The sequence below is a fragment of the Streptosporangium sp. NBC_01755 genome (genome assembly GCF_035917995.1).
GTDB lineage: Bacteria > Actinomycetota > Actinomycetes > Streptosporangiales > Streptosporangiaceae > Streptosporangium.
The window spans coordinates 7,603,456-7,623,389 of sequence record NZ_CP109131.1 but is presented as its reverse complement, the minus strand read 5'-3'; the positions used below and the strand labels follow the sequence as shown (position 1 = coordinate 7,623,389).

General features: G+C 68.8%; 20 protein-coding genes. 12 read left to right on the top strand and 8 right to left on the bottom strand.

Features of this window, described 5'->3' with window-relative positions:
- Positions 1–34: 34 nt before the first annotated feature.
- Positions 35–1,315: a PP2C family protein-serine/threonine phosphatase gene (locus tag OG884_RS34975; protein ID WP_326640006.1), complete on the bottom strand. Its 1,281-nt coding sequence runs from the start codon at positions 1,313–1,315 to the stop codon at positions 35–37.
- A gap of 229 nt (positions 1,316–1,544) precedes the next feature.
- Positions 1,545–2,084, bottom strand: a complete 540-nt coding sequence (locus OG884_RS34970; protein WP_326640004.1) for an STAS domain-containing protein — start codon at positions 2,082–2,084, stop codon at positions 1,545–1,547.
- A 97-nt stretch (positions 2,085–2,181) separates the two neighbouring features.
- Between OG884_RS34970 and OG884_RS34965 the strand changes: the two genes are divergently transcribed.
- The gene (locus OG884_RS34965; RefSeq protein WP_326640003.1) at positions 2,182–2,451 is read left to right on the top strand and encodes a hypothetical protein; all 270 of its coding nucleotides are present in this window, start codon (positions 2,182–2,184) and stop codon (positions 2,449–2,451) included.
- A 240-nt stretch (positions 2,452–2,691) separates the two neighbouring features.
- Here OG884_RS34965 and OG884_RS34960 read toward each other — a convergent pair whose 3' ends face one another.
- On the bottom strand, positions 2,692–2,949 hold the full coding sequence (locus OG884_RS34960) for a helix-turn-helix domain-containing protein (RefSeq protein WP_326640002.1): 258 nt from the start codon (positions 2,947–2,949) through the stop codon (positions 2,692–2,694).
- 790 nt (positions 2,950–3,739) lie between these two features.
- Here OG884_RS34960 and OG884_RS34955 point away from each other — a divergent pair.
- The 5 genes from OG884_RS34955 to OG884_RS34935 all read left to right on the top strand — a co-directional run bounded on the left by OG884_RS34955 (position 3,740) and on the right by OG884_RS34935 (position 7,575).
- Positions 3,740–4,912, top strand: a complete 1,173-nt coding sequence (locus OG884_RS34955; RefSeq protein ID WP_442811595.1) for an Hsp70 family protein — start codon at positions 3,740–3,742, stop codon at positions 4,910–4,912.
- A 2-nt stretch (positions 4,913–4,914) separates the two neighbouring features.
- Complete coding sequence (gene trxA, locus OG884_RS34950; RefSeq protein ID WP_326640001.1) at positions 4,915–5,358, top strand: thioredoxin; 444 nt, start codon at positions 4,915–4,917, stop codon at positions 5,356–5,358.
- Positions 5,342–6,424 (top strand): NAD(P)/FAD-dependent oxidoreductase, encoded by a 1,083-nt coding sequence (locus OG884_RS34945; protein ID WP_326639999.1) that lies wholly within the window; start codon positions 5,342–5,344, stop codon positions 6,422–6,424. Before trxA ends, OG884_RS34945 begins: the two co-directional genes overlap by 17 nt.
- Positions 6,425–6,455: 31 nt before the next feature.
- The gene (locus tag OG884_RS34940) at positions 6,456–6,905 is read left to right on the top strand and encodes a DUF1931 family protein (RefSeq protein WP_326639998.1); all 450 of its coding nucleotides are present in this window, start codon (positions 6,456–6,458) and stop codon (positions 6,903–6,905) included.
- A 193-nt stretch (positions 6,906–7,098) separates the two neighbouring features.
- Positions 7,099–7,575 carry an ester cyclase gene (locus OG884_RS34935; RefSeq protein WP_326639996.1) on the top strand — a complete coding sequence of 159 codons (477 nt, stop codon included), beginning with the start codon at positions 7,099–7,101 and terminating at the stop codon, positions 7,573–7,575.
- A 59-nt stretch (positions 7,576–7,634) separates the two neighbouring features.
- On the opposite strand, the gene OG884_RS34930 is transcribed toward OG884_RS34935, so the two are convergent.
- From OG884_RS34930 to OG884_RS34915, 4 genes are all read right to left on the bottom strand, one after another.
- Positions 7,635–8,294 (bottom strand): phosphate-starvation-inducible PsiE family protein, encoded by a 660-nt coding sequence (locus OG884_RS34930; protein WP_326639994.1) that lies wholly within the window; start codon positions 8,292–8,294, stop codon positions 7,635–7,637.
- A 963-nt stretch (positions 8,295–9,257) separates the two neighbouring features.
- A complete protein-coding gene (locus OG884_RS34925; RefSeq protein ID WP_326639993.1) occupies positions 9,258–10,190 on the bottom strand; it encodes a metal ABC transporter permease in 933 nt (310 codons plus the stop codon).
- Positions 10,187–11,035: a metal ABC transporter ATP-binding protein gene (locus tag OG884_RS34920; RefSeq protein ID WP_326639991.1), complete on the bottom strand. Its 849-nt coding sequence runs from the start codon at positions 11,033–11,035 to the stop codon at positions 10,187–10,189. Before OG884_RS34920 ends, OG884_RS34925 begins: the two co-directional genes overlap by 4 nt.
- A complete protein-coding gene (locus OG884_RS34915; RefSeq protein ID WP_326639990.1) occupies positions 11,032–11,964 on the bottom strand; it encodes a metal ABC transporter solute-binding protein, Zn/Mn family in 933 nt (310 codons plus the stop codon). Before OG884_RS34915 ends, OG884_RS34920 begins: the two co-directional genes overlap by 4 nt.
- Before the next feature lie 50 nt (positions 11,965–12,014).
- Here OG884_RS34915 and OG884_RS34910 point away from each other — a divergent pair, with 50 nt between their 5' ends.
- The 6 genes from OG884_RS34910 to OG884_RS34885 all read left to right on the top strand — a co-directional run bounded on the left by OG884_RS34910 (position 12,015) and on the right by OG884_RS34885 (position 18,209).
- Positions 12,015–12,473, top strand: coding sequence for a Fur family transcriptional regulator (locus OG884_RS34910; RefSeq protein ID WP_326639989.1), 459 nt, complete (start codon positions 12,015–12,017; stop codon positions 12,471–12,473).
- Positions 12,474–12,846: 373 nt separating this feature from the next.
- The gene (locus OG884_RS34905; protein WP_326639988.1) at positions 12,847–13,098 is read left to right on the top strand and encodes a ferredoxin; all 252 of its coding nucleotides are present in this window, start codon (positions 12,847–12,849) and stop codon (positions 13,096–13,098) included.
- Positions 13,099–13,241: 143 nt separating this feature from the next.
- Positions 13,242–14,843, top strand: coding sequence for an ABC transporter substrate-binding protein (locus tag OG884_RS34900; RefSeq protein ID WP_326639987.1), 1,602 nt, complete (start codon positions 13,242–13,244; stop codon positions 14,841–14,843).
- Positions 14,840–15,793, top strand: a complete 954-nt coding sequence (locus tag OG884_RS34895) for an ABC transporter permease (protein WP_326639986.1) — start codon at positions 14,840–14,842, stop codon at positions 15,791–15,793. Before OG884_RS34900 ends, OG884_RS34895 begins: the two co-directional genes overlap by 4 nt.
- The gene (locus OG884_RS34890; protein ID WP_326639985.1) at positions 15,790–16,650 is read left to right on the top strand and encodes an ABC transporter permease; all 861 of its coding nucleotides are present in this window, start codon (positions 15,790–15,792) and stop codon (positions 16,648–16,650) included. Before OG884_RS34895 ends, OG884_RS34890 begins: the two co-directional genes overlap by 4 nt.
- Entirely contained in the window at positions 16,647–18,209 is a 1,563-nt protein-coding gene (locus OG884_RS34885) for an ABC transporter ATP-binding protein (RefSeq protein WP_326639984.1), read from the top strand. The genes OG884_RS34890 and OG884_RS34885 overlap by 4 nt, the downstream gene beginning before the upstream one ends.
- An 82-nt stretch (positions 18,210–18,291) precedes the next feature.
- Here OG884_RS34885 and OG884_RS34880 read toward each other — a convergent pair whose 3' ends face one another.
- The gene (locus tag OG884_RS34880) at positions 18,292–19,932 is read right to left on the bottom strand and encodes a (2,3-dihydroxybenzoyl)adenylate synthase (RefSeq protein WP_326639982.1); all 1,641 of its coding nucleotides are present in this window, start codon (positions 19,930–19,932) and stop codon (positions 18,292–18,294) included.
- Positions 19,933–19,934 lie beyond the last annotated feature (2 nt).

The following is a 19,934-nucleotide window of genomic DNA, read 5'->3' as shown; positions in this document are numbered from 1 at the left end:
TGAGGCCCGGTTCTGCCGGTTCAGGCCCCGCGTCTCACAGGCGCAGCCGCTCATGGGCGTGGCCGTGCCATTCCACCAGTAACACCGTGGCGTCGTCTTGGAGGTGACCGTCGTGGTAGTCCAGCACGCTGCGCACCAGGCGGCGCAGTGTCTCGGGCGCCGGCAGGCCGTCGGTGGTGCGGCGAATGATGAAGTCGACGAAACGGTTCAGGCCGAACTCCTGGCCGGCGGCGTTGCGGGCCTCGATGATGCCGTCGCTGTAGAACACCACCCGATCCCCGGGCTCCAACTGCTCGCGGCACATCGTGACCGCCAGGCCCAGATCCAAGCCCATCGGATGAGCCGGCCGGCATTCCAACGTGGTGACCCAACGGCCACCGCGGATCACCACCGGCGGGTGGTGACCGCGGTTGACCCAGGACAACACCCCGGTGCAGGTATCCAGATCGGCCAAGATCGCGGTGACGAAACGAGTGGCCTGACCGAACTCGGTGATCAGAACCTGCTCGGCGGCCTCGCTGGTCGCGGCCAGGTCGGCGCCCTGGCGGCGGTTGTTGCGGCAGGCGGCCACCGCCAGGTTGGCGCTCAGCCCGGCCGAGACGTCGTGGCCCATCGCGTCGAAGATCCCCACATGCACGACATCACCGGCGAGAGCGTAGTCGAAGGCGTCCCCGCCGACCTGGTAGGCCGGCTCCAGCGCCGCGGCGATGGTCACCCGGTGGTCGGCGAAGGTCAGCGGCGGCATCAACGTCCACTGCATCTCCGCGGCCACGTGCATCGGCCGGGTACGCACCAGTCGGGCGTAGGAGTCACTGCAGGGACGTTTGTCGACCAGCAACAGCGCCACCAGCGACGCCAGGTCCCGCATGTTGTCTTGGCTCTGCTTGTCTTGGCTCTGCGCGTCGGCGCCGGCCTCGATGCTGATGCGCAGCACCCCCAGGCGTTCGGTGCCGTCCAGCAGCGGCACCCACCACCGCTCCACACCACCGACATCCTCGTCGGTGCCCACCTCGGCACCGGCACCGCCGCCGGTGCCGGCCAGGATCCGCACCTCCTGGAAGGCCCGCCCGGCCAAGGTCGCATCGACGCGCAACTCGGCGACCTCCGTGCTCGCGTCCTCCCCGGCGCTTTGGCCCTCACCGGTCAACAGGCGCAGCATGTTCTGCTGCAGATCCGCCAGGTAGATCAGCACCTCGGTCATGCCCGCGGACGCGGCATGCTCACCGACCAGGCCCGGAACCTGCTCCAGAGCCGCCAGGTGACTGGCCCGCAACAGCCCCACCAGCATCCGCTCGGGGCCAGGAGAGGTCTTCACCTCCGCGCTACCGCCGACATACGCTTACCCACCTTCGCTGACCATTCATCCCTTATATTCCCTTAAGAGACAATTATCCGCTTTACTGTAGACTTCTCTTGGATCGGCCGTGTCCGAAGGTGCCTTCGGACACGGCTGCCATCCACCTCGGATCGCCGCCTTTCGGACGTTTCTTACCCATCGGTCTCAAGTCGGAACTGGTCGGCGAGTAGAGGGTGCCTGCGGCATTTCACCGGTCTCGCCCCGCAGTGCCAGGTCGCGCTCCGCCTGCCGCAGGGCGCGTACCGCCTCTCTCAGGTTCTCCGCGACTTCGAAGTGATCCGTCATACGGGTCAGCTTGAAAAGACGCCGGGAGACGGCTTTTCGGAGCGAGGATCACGATCAGGCGTCCCCCGCGCTCGCCGACCTGTTCCCGAATCTCCAGCAGCAGGCCCACCCCTGTCGAGGCTATGAAGGTCAGCTGGGTGAGATCCACGATCAGCCTGAGCTCACGGCGGGCGAGCACCACCTCATCGAGTCTGGCGCGGACGCGGAGGGCGGTGAAGGCGTCCAGCTCACCGAGGAGGCGAAGAATCCGCAGCGACTCCAGTCGCCAGGTCCGTATCTCCAGCAGCGCGCCAGGATCATCGGCCGTGGCGGCGAGGATGAGAAGATCGGGCCGGCAGACATGGCGTTCACCTTCGCGAGCAGGGCGGAAGGCGGCCGCGTCTCTGGACCAGAGCCCACCATACCCGTCCCAGGCGGCGTAACCACTCCTACGGGCGTGCAAGGCTGGAAGGGTTACCGAGGGCACTTCGCACGCGTCGTTCAGACCTCTCGTCGCCGGTGGCCGTTGGGCCGTAGCCCCGGAAAACCGCAGGCGAGCCATGGCTTCGCCGTTCACCGCCGCCTGGCACGACGTGCGCAGCGAGGACATCAACACCTACCTGTACGAGCTCTTCGGCATGGAGGTCACAGCGAAGGACTTCAGAACCTGGCACGCGACCGTACTCGCCGAGGTAGGGCTGGCGGTCTCCGCACCCACCGCTTCGACCAGAGCACGCAGACGCGCCGTTGCCCGGGTCATGGCAGAGGTCGCCGATTATCTCGGCAACACACCGCCTTGGTCCGGGCATCCTATGTGGATCCTCGCCTGATCGATCTGTACGAAGAAGGACGCACCATAGCAGCGATGCTGCCGAAACTTGGAAAAGGCGTCTCTGGCGGCGATATGGCCACCCACGGCGAAGCCGAACGGGCGGTCATCCCGTTGCTGGGCCGTGCATGACCGCCGTACTTCAAGCGCGGGGCGGCCTGCGGCTCCCACGGCGGAGCCGAGCGCTCAGCGTAGTGCCTTCTCCAGTTGGGCCTTGGTCATACTGGAGCGGCCCTTGACGTTACGTCGCCTGGCCTCCTGGTTGCGGGGTGAGGTAGCGGTGCAGGGAGGTTTTGGGGATGCCGGTCTTGGCCGCGACCTGGCCGAGGGTGTGGCCTTGGGCCTTCAGTAGCCGGGCGTACTCGATTTTGTCGGCCGGGTGGGCGACGGGGCGGCCGGTGCTCTCGGCGACGGCGCGGGCGTGGGCGGCGCGCTCGGCGGTGAAGGTGCGTTCCATCTCGGCGAACAGGGCCAGCAGCAGGAAGGCGATGCGGCCCATGCCCTCGTCGGTGGTGTTGATCGGCAGTGGAACAGCCTGCGAACGATCGCCGACCGGGGTGATTCTGATGGAATGAGCTCATCCGAGGCCCAACGGCCGGATGATCCGGTTGCCGCGCTCGCCGAGCTGACCAGGAACAGCGGCAGCAGGCCGTGCGCCGCTGGCGGCTTCTCCACCCCCATCTGGAAGACGGGGTCTCGATCCGCCGGCTCGCCGCCGACACCGACGCCTCGTCGCGGACCTTGCACCGGCGGCTGACCGCCTACCGGAACCACGGGCTCGCGGGCCTGACCCGCCGCCCGCGCGTGGACAAGGGCCGAGCCGGCCCTCGCCTGCCACCTCTGTTGTTTGATCCAAAAATGGATATTTGGGGGTTTCGGGGGGCCATCCGGGCCCTTTGACTGGACCTGTAGAGGTCGGAGAGCGGAGGGCTGATCTTTGGGCTGTGGCTGATGGCGCGTGACCGAGGCTTCTCGGTAGCCGGAACAACCAACCAGCAGGGGGTTGATCCATGAGAACCCGAGACATCCACGAGAGCCACAAGACGGTGCTGGCGACCTACGCACCTACGAGATCTTGGTGGACCCGGAGTTCCCCGATGAGGCCCGGCACGTGTTCAACACCGCCCGGGTGGCCACAAAGACCTTCAACAGACCGACGCAGCCGGTCGCGGAGTCGCGTATATGGACCCCCTGGTTCGGAGCGTCCGACGGCACATTGCGGCCGAGATCAGCGGAACCGGGCAGGGATGGGCCGAGAAGAACACGCGGGATCGTGAGGGGATAGGGCGATGGCGAATGCAGTAGGCATCGATCTGGGCACGACGAACTCGGTGATCGCGACGACTGAGGACGGCCATCCGATGGTCATCCCGAATGCCGAAGGGTCGCGGACCACACCGTCGGTGATGGCTTTCACCGACCAGGGTGAGGTCCTGGTCGGCCAGATGGCCCGCCGCCAGGCGATCCTGAACCCGAAGGGGACGATCTATTCGGCCAAGCGGTTCATGGGCCGGCGGTTCGAGGAGGTTCACGACGAGATCAAGGCGGTCTCGTTCGACGTCGCGACTGGTCCCGACGGGGCCGTGCGGTTCAAGGTCAAGGACAGGCAGTACGCGCCGGAGGAGATCTCGGCGTTCGTGCTGAGGAAGCTCGTGGCCGACGCGGCGAAGTTCCTGGGTGAGAAGGTCACCGAGGCCGTCATCACCGTGCCCGCCTACTTCAACGACGCCCAGCGGCAGGCCACCAAGGACGCCGGGAAGATCACCGGCTTGGAGGTCCTGCGTATCATCAACGAGCCGACCGCGGCCTCCCTGGCCTACGGCCTGGACAAGAAGGGCAGGGAGGCCGTCCTCGTCTTCGACCTGGGCGGCGGGACCTTCGACGTCAGCGTCCTCGACATCGGCGAGGGCGTGGTCGAGGTCCGCGCCACGGCGGGGGACACCCACCTGGGCGGCGACGACTTCGACCGCCGGATCGTCGACCACCTGGCCGACGAGTTCCAGCGTCAGGACGGCATCGACCTGCGCGCCGCCCCCCAGGCCCTGCAGTGGCTCTTCGAGGCGGCCGAGAAGGCCAAGGTGGAGCTGTCGGCGGTCAGCCAGACCCAGATCAGCCTCCCGTTCATCACGGCGGACGCGAACGGGCCCAAGCACTTGAACACCACGCTGATGCGGTCCACGTTCGAGCAGATCACCGCCGACCTGATCGAGCGGGTCAAGGGTCCGGTCGAGCAGGCCATGGCCGACGCCAAGCTGACCTCGGCTGATCTCGACGAGGTGATCCTGGTCGGCGGGCTTCGACCCCGTCTACGGCGCACGGCCGCTGCGTCGCTTCATCGCCCGCGAGGTCGAGACCCGCGTGCCCGCGCCCTGGTCGCCGACGACGTCCTCGACGGCGCGGTCATCCGTGTCGGAATGACCGGCGGCACACTCTCGGTGACGTACGAGAATCCGGAGGTCTGACCATGCGGTCACAGGCCAAGGACGCGAGCGTCATCCCATGCTCGAAATGCGGACGGAAGAACCGGCTGCCCAGTGCCGCCTCGGGGATCCCGCAGTGCGGCGACTGCCACCAGCCGCTTCCCTGGGTCACCGAGGCGGGGGACGATGACTTCAGCGAGGTTGTCGAGGCGGCCCGGATCCCGGTGGTCGTCGACTTCTGGGCACCCTGGTGCGGGCCGTGCCGCATGGTCAGCCCGGCGCTGGAGCAGGTCGCGGCCGATCTGGCCGGTCGCCTGAAGCTGGTGAAGGTGAACGTGGACGAAGCGCCCCGGCTCTCGGAACGCTTCACCGTACAGGCCATCCCGACGCTTGTCGTGATCGATCAGGGCCGGGTCGTCACCCGGCGGTCGGGCGCGGCGCCGGCTCCCGCCCTCCGCGAATGGGTGGACGATGCGCTGGCCGCCTGAGCTTTCCGAGACGCCGGACCCGCAGGGGGCCTACCCGCGGCTGAGCGACGCGCAGCTCCAGGCGCTGGCCCCGCACGGCGAGCGGCGCCGCGTCCGCCGAGACGAGGTCCTGTACGCGGAGGGTCTTCCGTGCACCGAGTTCTTCGCGGTCCTGGCCGGCAAGATGGTCCTGGACAATGTCGCGACGGGCGGCCAGGCGGGCACCTCCTCGCGGATCGAGAACTACCTCGGCTTCCCGTCCGGGATCTCCGGCGGCGAACTGGCGGAGCGGGCGGCGATCCAGGCCGGCAAGTTCGGCGCGCGTTTCTGCGTCCCCGCACAGGCATGCGGACTGCGCCTGGACGCGGGCGATCACATCGTCACCGTAGGGGAGGGCGGCACGATCCACGCGCGCACCCTGATCGTCGCGACCGGCGTCCGCTACCGGAGGCTCGATGTCCAGAATCTGGAAAGGTTCGAGCCCACGAGCGTCTACTACGCGGCGACCATGTTCGAAGCCCAGATGTGCAAGCGGGACCCGATCGTCGTCGTGGGCGGAGGCAACTCGGCCGGCCAGGCCGCCTTCTTCCTGGCCCGGCACGCCGCCCGCGTCCGGCTGCTCGTGCGCGAGGACGCGCTGTCCAGGAACATGTCCCGCTACCTGGCCGTCGAGATCGAACGGCACTCCCAGATCCAGATCATGCTGAACACCGAGGCCCGGGAGCTGATGGGAGAAGAGAGGCTCGCCGCGGTCATCGCCGAAAACAACGTCACCGGCGAGCGTTCCACGATCGAGGCCCGCGCGATGTTCATCTTCATCGGCGCGGCGCCGTACACCGCCTGGCTGGCCAACGAGATCGCGCTCGACCCGCGGGGCTACATCCTGACGGGCGCGGACGCCACCCGGTCCGGCAAGGAAGGCACACCCGACTCCGCCGACCGGCCGTTTCCGCTGGAGACGAGCAGGGCGGGCGTGTTCGCGGCCGGGGACGTGCGGAGCGGGTCGATCAAGCGGGTGGCCGCAGCGGTCGGTGAAGGCGCCATGGCCGTACGACTGATCCACGACTACCTCCAGGCCGGACAGTGACTCCGGGCCGGAGGGAAGGAAGGAGACCTCCATGGCTGTCATGGCGGTGCCGAGATTCGAACGCTTCTTCCGCAGCGCCGCAGGTGTCGACGTCGACAAGGACGACCTCCGGCGCTACAGCGACTTCGTGAACGACAAGCTCTACGACCTTCTGGTGATCGGCCAGGCCCACGCCAAGGCGAACCGTCGCGACATCATCGAACCCTGGGATCTACCCGTCACCAAGGGCCTCCAGGAGAGCATCCACCGGTTCCGCCTCCTCGACGAGGACATCGAGCTGAAACCCATCCTGGAGCAGCTCGCCACGCTGCCTCCGCTCGACCTGTCGGTCGGCGAGGAGACCGCCGGCCGCCTGCCCGAGATCGTCGGCGGCCTGTCAGCGGCACTGGCTCAGACTTTCAAGATCGTGGATCCGGAGGTGAAAAACCCCGCGACCGAGCAGTGGGAACGCACGATACGTGTCTTCGACCTGCTGCTCTGAGGCGACCGGGACGGCCTCGGCGATCAGCTCGGAACGGCCCGCCCCGGACGCCCGGTGAATCCGGCGCCGAGCCCTCCCAGGGGCGCGGCCGCGGCGAGCAAGGAAGAAGGAACGAACCGTTGACCTGTTGTACGGCGTAGAACCTCTCGCCCCGTCGTCGACGGGTAAGGCGATCCTTCGCATCGAAGGGGTGATGACCATGGGCGACGCTCGCGCGCTCAAGGACAAGCTGCTCGAGGCCTTCAACGCCCAAGATCTGGATCGTGTTCTTCAGTGCCACAGCCAGGACGGGGTCCTGGTGACCCCGGAGGGCGTCGCGGAAGGACACGCTCAGATCGCCTCGTTCTACGAGGAGGTCTTCAAAGGGTTTCCGGACCTGCGCATGACGGTCTGGCACACGGTGTTCTGCGCCGATCCCGCGGTGACCGAATGGATGCTCACCGGCACGCATAACGGGCCTTTCATGCTGCCCGGCGGGGGTGTGCTGGACGGAACCGGCCGTTCCGTCGCCGTTCGCGGCACCAGCACCTGCTCCGTCGGCAACGACAAGATCATCGCTCATCGGATCTACTACGACCAGCTGGAGCTGTACAGTCAGCTTGGTGGCGAACTCGTCTTCGACGATCGCTCATCATCCGCAGGCGAGGGACGGCCGTCGCCCGGCGACTGAGGATTCGATGTCGCCGCCATTTGGCGTGGCTGTCGGGCGGCTCCGCGGGCATCCGCCGGTCACTCCGCTGACGGTCCGCCGCCGGTTCCCGGCCGCCTGTCGGTACCACCCCCGACGGACGGTCCCTGATCAGCCACCCGCTGGGACCATCGCGCGACGGCCAGCGCGGCGACCAGCAGGAACGCCACGCCTGCGTAGACGGCCAACTCGATCCACTGCGCGCGGCTCTCGGCCGCGGTCATGGACACGGCGAGCCGGACGACCACCGACAGGATGTGCCGGACCACCGCGATGACGCCCACGATGATGAAAGGTTCCAGCTGGAGCCGCCCGCCTTCGAGATGCGCCAGAACGGTGACGAAGATCTCCAGAATGATGAGGACGAGAAGCAGTTCTTCGATGACGGTGATCGTCTTGGTCGTCCACGATCCGGAGCTCTGCGCCACTGTGATCCACATGAAGACGATGACGGCCGCGGCGACGACGAGCAGCATGAGCGAGACCAGATAGAGCACCACACGCTCGGTCCAGACGAGGAAGCGCAGCATCTTCTGCTCCGACCCGTTCCGCATGATCTCGGTCACCCGGGAACCCCGCCTGCCCCTGGGCAGCTGCCCGCCCTCCATGGCCTCGCCGCTCTCCTTGGACGCTCGCGCGGCCGGAATGCCGTGGAGGATGGCCGCGCCTCCGATGCCGCGACCCGCCAATTGCCGCTCCACGGCACGCAGGTATGCCCCGACAGGAGGTTAGATACCCGTCCACCATCGGGGCCGTATCCGTACCGCACCCTTTTGCCGTGCTTCGACCAAGACGTGACAGCTTGTTAATGGTCGACGCATATCCGACGCGTCGACCATCGTGCCGCTGAGGGTTCCCAGCCAGCCGGTCCGGCGCCGCCTGGTGTCGTGGCTGGCGGTGATGTGTATCGGTCCCGTCGTCGGGGTCGCAGTCACCAGTGCTACCCTCACCCGACGCGGCGGAGCCGCTGTTGGTCGCTGTCGTCGCGGGAATCCTCGCCCAAAGCTGTACGGGTCAGCTTTCGAGCCGCCTTCCACCAGCGGCCCCGTGTGTTCCGGCTCTCGCCTCCTGTGACTGCCATCGCAACGGCCGCGGCGGTCACGGCGTTGGCCGTCCACCTCACCGGCTAAACCACGGTACTTCAGGCGGTCGTGCTGCGTGCACGATCGCACATCGCGTAGGAACAGAGAGTCAGCTGCGCAGTGCTTCCAATGCGCGACGGCAGGCGTCGGCCGCACGATGTGTGGCGGCCGCCCCCTGGCCCGTTGTGGACCGGGCAGCGCGGCCCGCTCACCATCTCCGGAATCGTCCAGGCCGTCCTGTCCATCGGCCAGGCCGCCGGCCCGCCTGGGCTTCGACTAACGCCACTGGCCGATTGGTTGCTGCTCAAGTCTTGAACTGCCTGGTAGTGTGGAATACCACCTACATCGACGACGCCCTCACCCATGTAGCGGCCGTCGACGCCGGAAAACGTCTCTCCCAACGCCGTGCCCGCCCCGGCTCGGAGGTACGGGTATCGAGTGTGCTGCGACTGCGTTCTGATCGAGATCGACTTCACCGCTCTCGCCGAGGCAGCGTAGGCGATGTAGGCGATCAGGACAGGCCGACGGGGAGCGGCTGAGGACACCGGTTCCGCGACCACGGCACAAGCTGGACGCGGCGGCCTACCTCAGGTGCATCGATGGACGGCGCATATCGGGAGCGCTCGGGAGCCCCGCCTCCTCTCCAGCCGAAAATGGCCCCGAAGGCTTGTCTCCCGCGCGGGTGCGCAGTGCGCTGATCCCCCGGCAGGCTATGTAGATGGTGAAGGAGATGGTGGTGACGTACGGGCTGATCGGGATGCTGCTGCCCAGTGCCAGCAGGATGCCGCCCAGCATCGAGGTGAGGGCGAACACGACGCTGAGCAGCGTGACGAGGCCGGGTGAGGCGCTGACCCGCATGGCCGCGGCGGCGGGGGTGACGAGCAGGGCGAGGACCAGTAGCGCGCCTACGACCTGGATGGAGACGGCCACCGACAGGCCGAGAAGGATCATGAAGAGCGAGGACAAGGTCCGGACGGGGACACCCCTGGCTGCGGCGACGTCGGGGTCGAGGCTGGCGAACGTGAGGGGCCGCCACAGCACGCAAAGGCCGATCAGGACCACCAGGCAGGTGCTGATCAACCAGGTCGTCTGCACCGTGTCGACCGCGACGATCTGACCGGTCAGCAACCCGAACTTGTTCGCGGCCCGTCCCTTGTACAGGGCCAAAAACAGCACACCCAGGCCGAGACCGAACGGCATCAGCACCCCGATGATCGAGTTGCGGTCCCGGGCGCGCACCCCCAAAGCGCCAATGATCAGCGCCGCGACAATCGAGCCGGCCAGCGACCCCGCGGCGACGTTCACCCCGGCCAGCAGCGCCGCGGAGGCGCCGGCGAAGGAGAGTTCCGCGACCCCGTGTACGGCGAAGGGGAGGTCGCGCATCATGACGAAGGTGCCGATGACGCCGCCGACCAGGCCCAGCATCGCTCCCGCGATGAGGGAGTTGCGGACCAGGAACAACAGCTCGCCGTAGTTGTCGTAGTTGAAGATCTGGTGCCAGATGTCACCGGTCATGCTGCAGGCTCTCCGCCGTGGTCGTGGGAACCGGGGGCGCCGACGACCACGAACCTGCCGCGGACCTGAAGCACCTCCACCGGGCTTTCGTACAGGTCGGACAAGGTCTGCGAGGTCATGACCTCCTCAGGGGTGCCGATCAGAAACCGCCCTCCGGCGAGGTAGAGCACCCGGTCGACCATCTCCAGAACCGGGTTGATCTCGTGCGTGACGAACACCACCGAGGTGGCGCAGGAACGTCGCCGCGCGTTCACGAGGTCGGCCACCACCTGCTGGTGGTGCAGGTCCAACGACAACAACGGCTCGTCGCAGAGCAAGATGGCCGGATCGGTGGCGAGAGCTTGAGCGACCCGCAGCCGTTGCTGCTCACCACCCGACAACACCGACAGGGGAATGTCGGCGAAGGCCGTGGCGCCCACGGCCTCCAGAAGTTCCTCCACCCGCCGACGGCTGCGTCGACCGCCGACGGAAAAACCCCAGCGGTGCCCGTCCACGCCGAGCCGGACCAGGTCGCGGCCCCGCAGCGGGGTCTGCGCGGCGACAGCCCGCTGCTGCGGAATATAACCGATCAGGTCACTCCCCCGGCGGGCCGGCCGTCCGCCCACCAGCAGCGTGCCCGCCGACAGCGACTGCTGACCGAGAAGAACGCGCAGGAAACTGGTCTTGCCTGATCCGTTCGGTCCCAAAACCGCGACGAACTCACCCCGCCGCAGATCCAGGTCCAGGCCCTGCCACAGGACCCGATCACCATAGGCGAGCTCCGCGCCGACGAGGCTGAGCATGACGTCGCCATCGGCCATCGCCTTCTCGCCGTGCGAAGCCGTGACCTCAACAGGCTTGGTCATTTGGCCAGAGCGGCCTGGAGCGCGTCGAGGTTGGCGCTCATCCAGCCGATGTAGTCCTTGCCCTCAGGCAGGGTCTCGGTGACCGCCACCACCGGGATGCCGTTATCGTCGGCCGCCTTCTTGAGCTGCTCGGTCTGCGGCCCGCTCGTCTGCTCGTTGTAGACCAGGGCTTTGACCTTCTTGCCGCTGAACAGGGCGAGCGTCTCCCGCAGGACCTGAGGGGAGACATCGTCGCCTTCCTCGATGGCCTCGCTGAACTCCTCCGGAGTGAGGTTCTTCAACCCCGTGGCCTCCAGGATGTACAGCGGGACGGGCTCGGTGATGGCCACAGTGGCGCCGTCCGCCTCAGCGGCGATCTTCGCCTCGTGTTCGACGAGCGGCTGGAGCTTCTGCTTGAAGGCATCGGCGTTGGCGGTGAAGGTGGCCGCCGAGGCGGGATCGGCCTTGGTCAGAGCCGCGGAGACCTGGTCGGCGATCTTGGCGACCGAAGGGAAGTCGTACCAGATGTGCTCGTTGAGTTCGCCGCCGGCGGGTGCGGTCTTGCCGGAGACGGTGACGGCGTTGATGACCTGCGCGGAGGGGTTGCCGCTGGAGGCGAGCATGGTGTCGATGAAGTCGTCATAGCCGCCGCCGTTCTCGACGACCACCTTCGCCTTGGACAGCGCGAGCTGGTTTTGGGTGTTGGCCTCATAGGAGTGCGGATCCTGCGCGGGATCGGAGATGATCGAGGTCACCGCGACCTTGTCGCCTCCCACCTGCTTGACGATGTCGCCGTAGACGTTGGTCGAGGCCACCGCGGTGACAGGCGTTGAGGGCGACGAGGTCCCGGCCGCGGGGGACACCGGCTGCGGCGAGGGGGAGGAGGACGCGCCGCATCCGGCCATCAGCAGCGCCAGGGCACAGAGAGCGGCGGAGCGCATGAGGTGCATGCGGGACCTTCCTAGATCAATAACGGTTTTCATTTCAACCTGGTGCTTTCGTGGACAACCCTGTAGAAAGTGAAAACCATTGTCAAGCTGGAGTGGCGATCGACATGCAACAGGTGCCGTGGTGGCACACCCGACTCAACGAAGCCGGCATCCGGGCAACCAGAAAACGCGTACTGGTACTGGAGGTACTACTCACCGAAGCCCAGCCCATCACCGCCGCGAAACTGCACGGCGAACTCCTGGGACGAGGCAACACCGTCGGCCTGACAACCGTGTACCGAGCGCTGTCCTCACTCGTGGACGCAGGACTCGCCCACGCCTTCACCCAAACAAGCGAGACCACCTACCGCATCTGCGGCCCCACCCGGCACCACCACCTGATCTGCCGCACCTGCGGCCTGGTGACAGAAGAGGCGACCAAGAAACGACCAGACGGCTTCCGCGTCGAAGAGGTATACGGCATCTGCGGTGACTGCGCGGCCTTCCTCCAACCGGCGAACCCGGGTTAAGGCCCCGGCCCCGGGAACTGCCGACTGTCAACCCGATCCGGCCACCGCCTCCGCGCCGCCCCCCAAACTGGTCGCGCAGACCGAGCGCACCCTCAACAAACACACCGGTGTGCGGTGGTCAGGCTGAGGCCGCCGGCCGAGATGACGCAGCAACAGAGCGGACGTGGGACTCGCCGATCCCATTGATCCAGCCCATGAGTCGGCGGACAACAGGCGAGCCTCCAAGAGTATAAATATGGTTATCATTTCCACTAGCCTGTATCGAACGCCGGCTCCGCACCCGGTTCGGCCGACGCGTGCAACCACTGCTTTTCCTACTCGTCGCGGTCAAGGGCAACGGCATGACAGTCCAGCTCAGGGAAGGGAAGGGATCTTGGCAATCGACCCGGGACCGCTCGAGACCGATTCCGAGTGGTCAGGTATCGAGGTGACCGTGGAGGCGGGCGTCTGTGTCGGCGCCGGACAATGCGTGCTCGCCGCCCCCGAGGTCTTCGATCAGGGCACCGACGGGCTGGTGGTCCTTCTCGACGAGACTCCGCCCCCTTCTCTGCACGCCGCCGTGCGAGAGGCCGCACGTCGGTGCCCGTCCGGTGCCGTCACCGTCGGCGACAGCACGGCCCGCTGAGAAGACACGCTCGGCGGTCGCCCACCGAACCGCTTTCCGCCCCCGCCCCCGTCCAGAGCCGCTGAGGCGGCACGCGTCTGCCTCATGAGCAGCCCGGCTCCCCGAACACCCACCACCGCAGTGCCCCCATATCAAGGAGAACCATGTCCCGCCCATTCGACCGCCGTCGTTTCCTCCGCCAGGGAGCCCTGACCGCCGTGGCTCTGGCCGCCGGGCCTGGTTTGATCACCGCCTGCTCCGCCGATGGCTCCACCGCGTCACCGAAGGCCGCTGCGGCTTCCGGAACATCCCGGGCCGGGGGCACCCTCCGGGCGGCCTTCGTCGGTGGCGGCGCGTCCGAGACCCTCGACTTTTTCAACGGCCCCACCCCGCTGGACCTGGTACGAGCCCGCGCCTGGCACGCCACCCTCGGCAATCTCGATCCCACCGCCGAGGACGGCGTTCGCTACGGGATTCTCAAGGGCATTGATGTGTCCGAGGATCTGTCCACGTACACCCTGCACCTTCGACCCGATATCCGTTTCACCGACGGCTCCGCGCTGACCTCGGCCGACGTCCTGCACTCCCTGGCGACCCTTGCGGCGGGCAGCACGCTGCCGGTGTTTCGGATGGCCTCGCTCAACTTCGACCTCGCTCGCGCGAAGGCGGACGGCGCCCTCAAAGTGATCCTGCCGACCGTTCGTCCGATCGCCGACGGTCGTCTGATCCTGTGCCAGGGCAATTTCCTCGTCGTCAAGGACGGAACGAAGCAGTTCTCCACCGGCATGCCGAGTTGCGGTCCGTTCACGCTCACCGAGTTCACCGCCGGGCAGGGAGCCGCCTTCACCCGCAACGACGACTACTACGGGGCCGCCCTGGGGCAGGGACCCCGCCTTGCCGGTCTGGAACTGCGTTCGATCGCCGACTCCGATGCCCGGGCCGGTGCGCTGACGAGCGGCGAGGTCGACTTCGTGCACGACCTCTCCCCCGTCACCGCTCGTACGCTGTCCGCCAACGAGAAGTTCGACCTCGTATCCTCCAGGAGCCCTTACCTGGTCGGCCTGTCCTTCCGGATGAACATGAACGTCAAGCCGTTCGACGACGAGCGGGTGCGCGAGGCGTTCAAACTCGCCGCGGACCGCGAGGCCATGGTGAGGACGGTGTTCTACGGCAACGCCACCGTGGGCAACGACCTGCCCTCAATGGGCTTCCCCGACTACGTGGAGGGGCTCGCGCAGCGGGCGCACGACCCTGACAAGGCCCGCTCCTTGCTCAAGGCCGCCGGCGCCGAGGGGATGGAGATCGTGCTGACCACGGGGCCGGAGACGCCGGGCATGGTCGAGGTGGCGACCCTGTATGTCGAGGACCTGAAGAAGATCGGGGTGAGGGCCTCGCTCAAGGAGCTGCCCGCCGGCCAGCTCTTCGCCGACTTCGCCGCCTACACCCGGCTACCGCTGGCCGCCTCCTATCAGGTGCCGGTCCCGGCTCTGTCGACCTACCAGATCGGCACGGCCGGTGGCGCGCCGTCGGCGTTCGGCTGGAAGCGCCCCGATGTCGACGCGCTCGTCTCCAAATCCCGCGCGCAGAGCGAGCCCGCGGAGGCGAAGAGGATCGGAACCGAGGCACAAAAGGAGCAGTGGGAGGACGGGAACACGGTGCTGCCGGTGTTCAAGCCCTACGTCAACGCCCAGGCGAAGGGGGTCACCGGCATCCAGGACGACCTGTTCGAGCAGTTCCCCGGTTTTTCCCGGGCAGCCCTGACGTGAGCTGGGCGGTCTTCGTCGGCCGCCGGGTCGTCGGCGCGGCCGTGCTGCTCGTACTGCTGTCCGGCGCGGTGTTCGCCGCCACGGCCGTGCTGCCGGGAGACGCGGTCAGCGCGGTGGCGGGCACCGATGCCTCCATGGCGGAACGCGCCCGGGTCCGGGCCGCCCTCGGCCTGGACCGGCCGGTGGCCGAACGGTATGCCCAGTGGGCACTCAGCGCGGTCCGCGGCGACCTGGGCACCGGATTCGTCGGGCGTCGGCCGGTCGCGGAGGTGCTGGGAGCCCGGCTCCCCAACAGCCTGCTGCTGGCCGGCCTGACCCTCGTCCTCACCGTTCCGCTCGCGGTGCTGCTCGGCCTGTCGGCCGGGCTTCGGGCGGGCGGTACCGCCGACCGTCTGCTCTCCTCCCTCGCCCAGGTCGCGGCGGGGATACCGGAGTTCGTGTCGGCGGCGCTGCTGATCGCCGTGCTGTCGGTGCAACTGGACCTGCTGCCACGGGTATCCCTGGTGCCGTTGGGCGGCACCCCGCTCGACGCCCCGCAGAGCCTGGTGCTGCCTGTGCTCACCCTCACCGCGGTCGCTCTGGCCACGGCCACCCGGCTGATTCGCGTCTCGGCGGCGGACGTGGCGGCCTCCCCGTACGTGGAGACGGCCCGGCTCAACGGGGTGCGTGGCCTGCGCCTGGCCCTGCGTCATGTGCTGCCCAACGCCGTCGGTCCCGCCGTGCAGGCCCTCACGCTCATCACCGGTGTGCTGGTCGGCGGGGCCGTGGTCGTGGAGAGTGTCTTCGACTATCCCGGTATCGGTCGCGAGCTTCAACAAGCCGTCGCGGCCAGGGACATACCGATGGTGCAGGGCATCGCCACGGCCCTGGCCGCGGTGATGCTGCTGATCCTGCTGCTGGGCGACATCTGTGGACGGCTGCTCGATCCGGTGGGCGGGGATCGGCGATGACGGGTGTCCTGATGCGGGAGGGACGACTGCGGGCGGGCGGCTCTCTGCTGCGACCATGCCGCCGATGGCTGCCGCTGCTCGCCGGGGCCGGGGCGCTGTTCGTGGTCGTGGTCGGGCTGTGCGGGCCGCTGATCGCTCCGCACAGCCCGACCGAGCAGCTGGGGACGCCCTTTCGGTCACCGGACGGCATCCATCTGCTGGGTACCGACGTCCTGGGCCGGGACGTGCTGAGCCGCGTGCTGTGGGGAGGGCGGGTGATCGTCCTCACCGGGCTCGGCGCGACGCTGGTCGCCGGAGCCGCGGGAATGGCCGCGGGTGTGTTGACGGGGCTCGCGCCCCGCCGCGTCGGCGATCTCGTGCTGCGGCTCGTGGACGCCTTGGCGGTGCTTCCCGCGCTGTTGCTCATTCTCGTGCTGGCGGCCGGTTTCCCCGGCAGCGACCTGGCGGTCGTGGCCGCCGTCGCCCTGGCCACCACTCCGTTCTCGGTACGTGTGCTGCGCGCGGCCACCCGGCAGGTCGTCGTCACCGGCTACGCGGAGGCGGCGTATGCCCGTGGCGACAGCAGATGGGCCGTGCTGGGCCACGACATACTGCCCAACATCGCCGGACCGGCACTGGCGGACACGGCCCTGCGGCTGGTCGCGTCCGTCCACCTCACCGCCACCGCCGGCTTCCTCGGTCTCGGCCGCGGCGCGCCGGCCCCGAACTGGGGACGCATGATCAACGAGAACATACCCGGTGCCTCTCTGACGGTCGCGCCCTTCCTGGCGCCCACCCTGTTGATCGTGCTGCTCTCGGTCTGCGTCGGCCTGCTGGCCGACTGGTTCGCCGACGCGGCATCCGGGGAGCGGCGATGACCAGCGCGGACGGCGAGGAACTGCTCCGCGTCACGGGGCTGACGCTGGCCCCGGTCGGCGGCGGCCTCCCCGTTCTGCGGGAGGCGACGCTGACCCTCGCCTCCGGGCGGGTGCTGGGGGTGGTCGGGCGGTCAGGCTCCGGCAAGAGCAGCCTGGCGCTGAGCCTGCTCGGCCACGTGCGCCCCGGCCTGGAACGGCGCTCCGGCACGGTGCGGGTGGCCGGTCTCGATCCGTTCGACCGGTCGGGAGCCCGCCGGTTGCGTGGCCGGGTGGTGTCGTTCACGGGGCAGGATCCGGCGGCCTCCCTCAACCCCGCGCTACGGATCGGGGCACAGGTCGCGGAGGCGGTACGGCTGCGCTCACCTGGACTCTCCGACGTCGCCGGGCAGGTCCGGTCGCTATTGTCGTCGGTACGGCTGCCGGCCGACAGGGCGTTTCTGCGGCGCCGTCCCCATCAGGTCTCCGGCGGGCAGGCGCAGCGGGTGGCACTCGCCGCCGCCCTGGCGGGCAGGCCGCGACTGCTGGTCCTGGACGAGCCGACGGGCAGCCTGGACACCGTGCTGGCCCACCAGATGCGTGAACTGCTGACCGAACTGGTGCGAGACGGTGACCGCACGGCGGTGCTGGTCGGTCATGACCCGGATTGGGTCGCGGCGCTGGCGGACGAGGTGATCCGGCTGGACGACGGGCGGATCACCGCCTCCGGCCCGCCGCGGACGGTACTGCCGGTCGGGCCGCACGTCACCGCGCCCGCCGACCGTGCGGATGCCGAGGCTCCCCGGACGGCCGTTGGCGAGAACCGGGGCGAGCTGCGGGTATGCGACCTGTCGGCCGCGCACGGCCGCAGAGTCGTCCTGCACGAGGTCTCGCTGACCGTCCCCGCCGGCACGTGCACAGCTGTGGTGGGGCCGTCCGGTTCCGGCAAGACCACCCTTGCCCGCTGTCTGGTCGGCCTGCATCGCGCGGTGCGGGGCACGGCCGGCTGGAGGGACGGGTTCGACGGGCCGCCTGTCGCTTCGGGGCGCGGCCGTGCGGTGCAGTTGGTGGCCCAGGACTCCCGTGGGGCGCTCAATCCGCGAGAGTCCGTGCGGACCGCCCTGATGCGGCCGCTGACCGGCCTGCGAGGAATGTCAGCCGAGGAGGCCGCCGCCGAGGCCGGCAGGACGCTCGGGCTGGTCGGCCTGGCGCCGGCGATCCTGTCACGCCGGCCAGGCGAGTTGTCCGGCGGGGAGCGCCAGCGGGTCAACCTGGCGCGGGCCCTGGCCGGTGCGCCGCAGGTGCTGGTCTGTGACGAGATCACCTCGGCGTTGGACCCGGAGATCGGGGCCGGCGTCCTGGACCTGCTGACCTCGTTGCGCCGGACGCTGGGGCTGACGGTATTGCTGGTGACCCATGACCTGACCGAGGTGGCACGGTACGCGGACCGGGTCGTCGTCTTGGACGGCGGGCGGGTGGTCGAGTCGGGCCCACCGGGCCGGGTGTTCGCCCGGCCGGAGCACGCGGTGACACGGGAACTGGTTGGCTGCTCCCGGGTGGGCCCGGCACGAGACCCGGTGTAGCCGCAGAAGGCAGGGGCGAAGGAGACGCCGCAGGCGTGTGAGGGGAGGGGGCGCGGGCCGCCCTCTCCCCTTCCCGGCCCTGTCATGTCGGTGAGAGCGTCCCGGCCAGGGCCTTCTTGTCGATCTTTCCGACCGCGGTCAGCGGCATGGCCGCGATTCCTGCCACCTGGTCGGGTGCCTTGTACTCCGCCAGCCCGCGCCCTCTGAGGAAGGCGGCCAGTTCCCGCGTCCCCGGGATCGGCCCGGCGCAGACCAGGAACGCCACCGACCGCTCGCCCCACTTCTCGTCGGGAACCCCGACCAGTGCCGCCTCCGTGATCAGCGGGTGGGTGAGCAGGTGCTCCTCCACCTCGGTCGCCGCGATCTTCTCGCCGCCGCGGTTGATCTGGTCCTTGATCCGTCCGACGACGACCAGGTGGCCGGAGGGAAGCCGGCGTACGACGTCCCCGCTGCGGTAGAAGCCGTCGGGGGTGAAGGCGACGCGGTTGTGCTCCTGCGCACGGTAGTAGCCGCGCAGGGTGTAGGGGCCCCGGGTGAGCAGTTCGCCGGGGAGACCGTCGGCGACGGGCCGGCCGTCGGGGCCGACGATGAGGACCTCGTCGTCCGGGCAGATCGGGCGCCCCTGGGAGGTACAGATGAGATCCTCGGAGTCCTCCAGGCGGGTGAGGCTGATCAGTCCCTCGGCCATGCCGAAGACCTGCTGGACCGTCACGCCCAGCGCGGGGCCGAGCTTGCGGGCGACGTCGTCGGCAAGCCGCGCTCCCCCGACCTGGAGCACCCTGAGGCTGTCGAGGTCCGCTCCGCCGCGGGCACCTTCCTCCATCCAGTACGGGACCAGGGGCGGGCTGAGCGAGGTGATGGTCACGCGCTCGCGCTCGATCAGCGCGAAGGCGGTCTGCGGGCTCGGATCGGGCGACACGACGACGGTACCGCCGGCGGCCAGAGTGCCCAGCACGCCGGGGCAGGCCAGCGTGAAGTTGAAGGCGATCGGCAGGACGGCGAGATAGACGGAGTCCTCGTCGAGACCGCAGATCTCGGCGGCGGCGCGGGCGTTGTAGGCGTAGTCGTCGTGGGTGCGCGGGATGAGTTTGGGCAGGCCGGTGGTGCCGCCGGAGTGCAACAGCAACGCCAGGTCGCCGGCGACGGGATCCTCCGGGTCGGTCGCGACGGGTGGGGCGTCGTCCGCCAGGTCCGCGAAGCGGATGAAGTCCCGGTGCGCGCCCGGGTCGCCGACCACCACCACGTGGCGTAGCGTGCCGCTTTCCGCCTGGTCGGTGAGGATGTCGCGGAGCAGCCCGCGGTGGTCGAAGCGGGCGTGCCGGTCGGGGATGACGCAGGCCACCGCGCCCGAGATGCGAACCAGGTGGCCGATCTCGGCGCGGCGGTGTCCCGGCATGGCGTGCACGGGTACCGCGCCGAGGCGTTGAAGGGCGAACCAGAGCTGGACGAACTCCGCGCAGTTGGGCAGTTGGACCACGACACGGTCGCCTTTGCGCAGGCCCAGCCGCCGCAGTCCGTGCGCGAGCCGGTTCGCCTCGGCGTCCAGGTGGGCGTAGGTCCAGCGGCGCTCGCCGTCGACGAGCGCGGTTCGCTGCGGGCGCTGCGCGGCCCAGTCACGTAGGTGCGCGCCGAATGTCCGGCCACTCCAGTAGCCGGCGCGGCGGTAACGCTCCGCGTCGGCGTCCGGCCAGACCGGATGGGTCTGGGTCTGGGGCTGGGTCATGG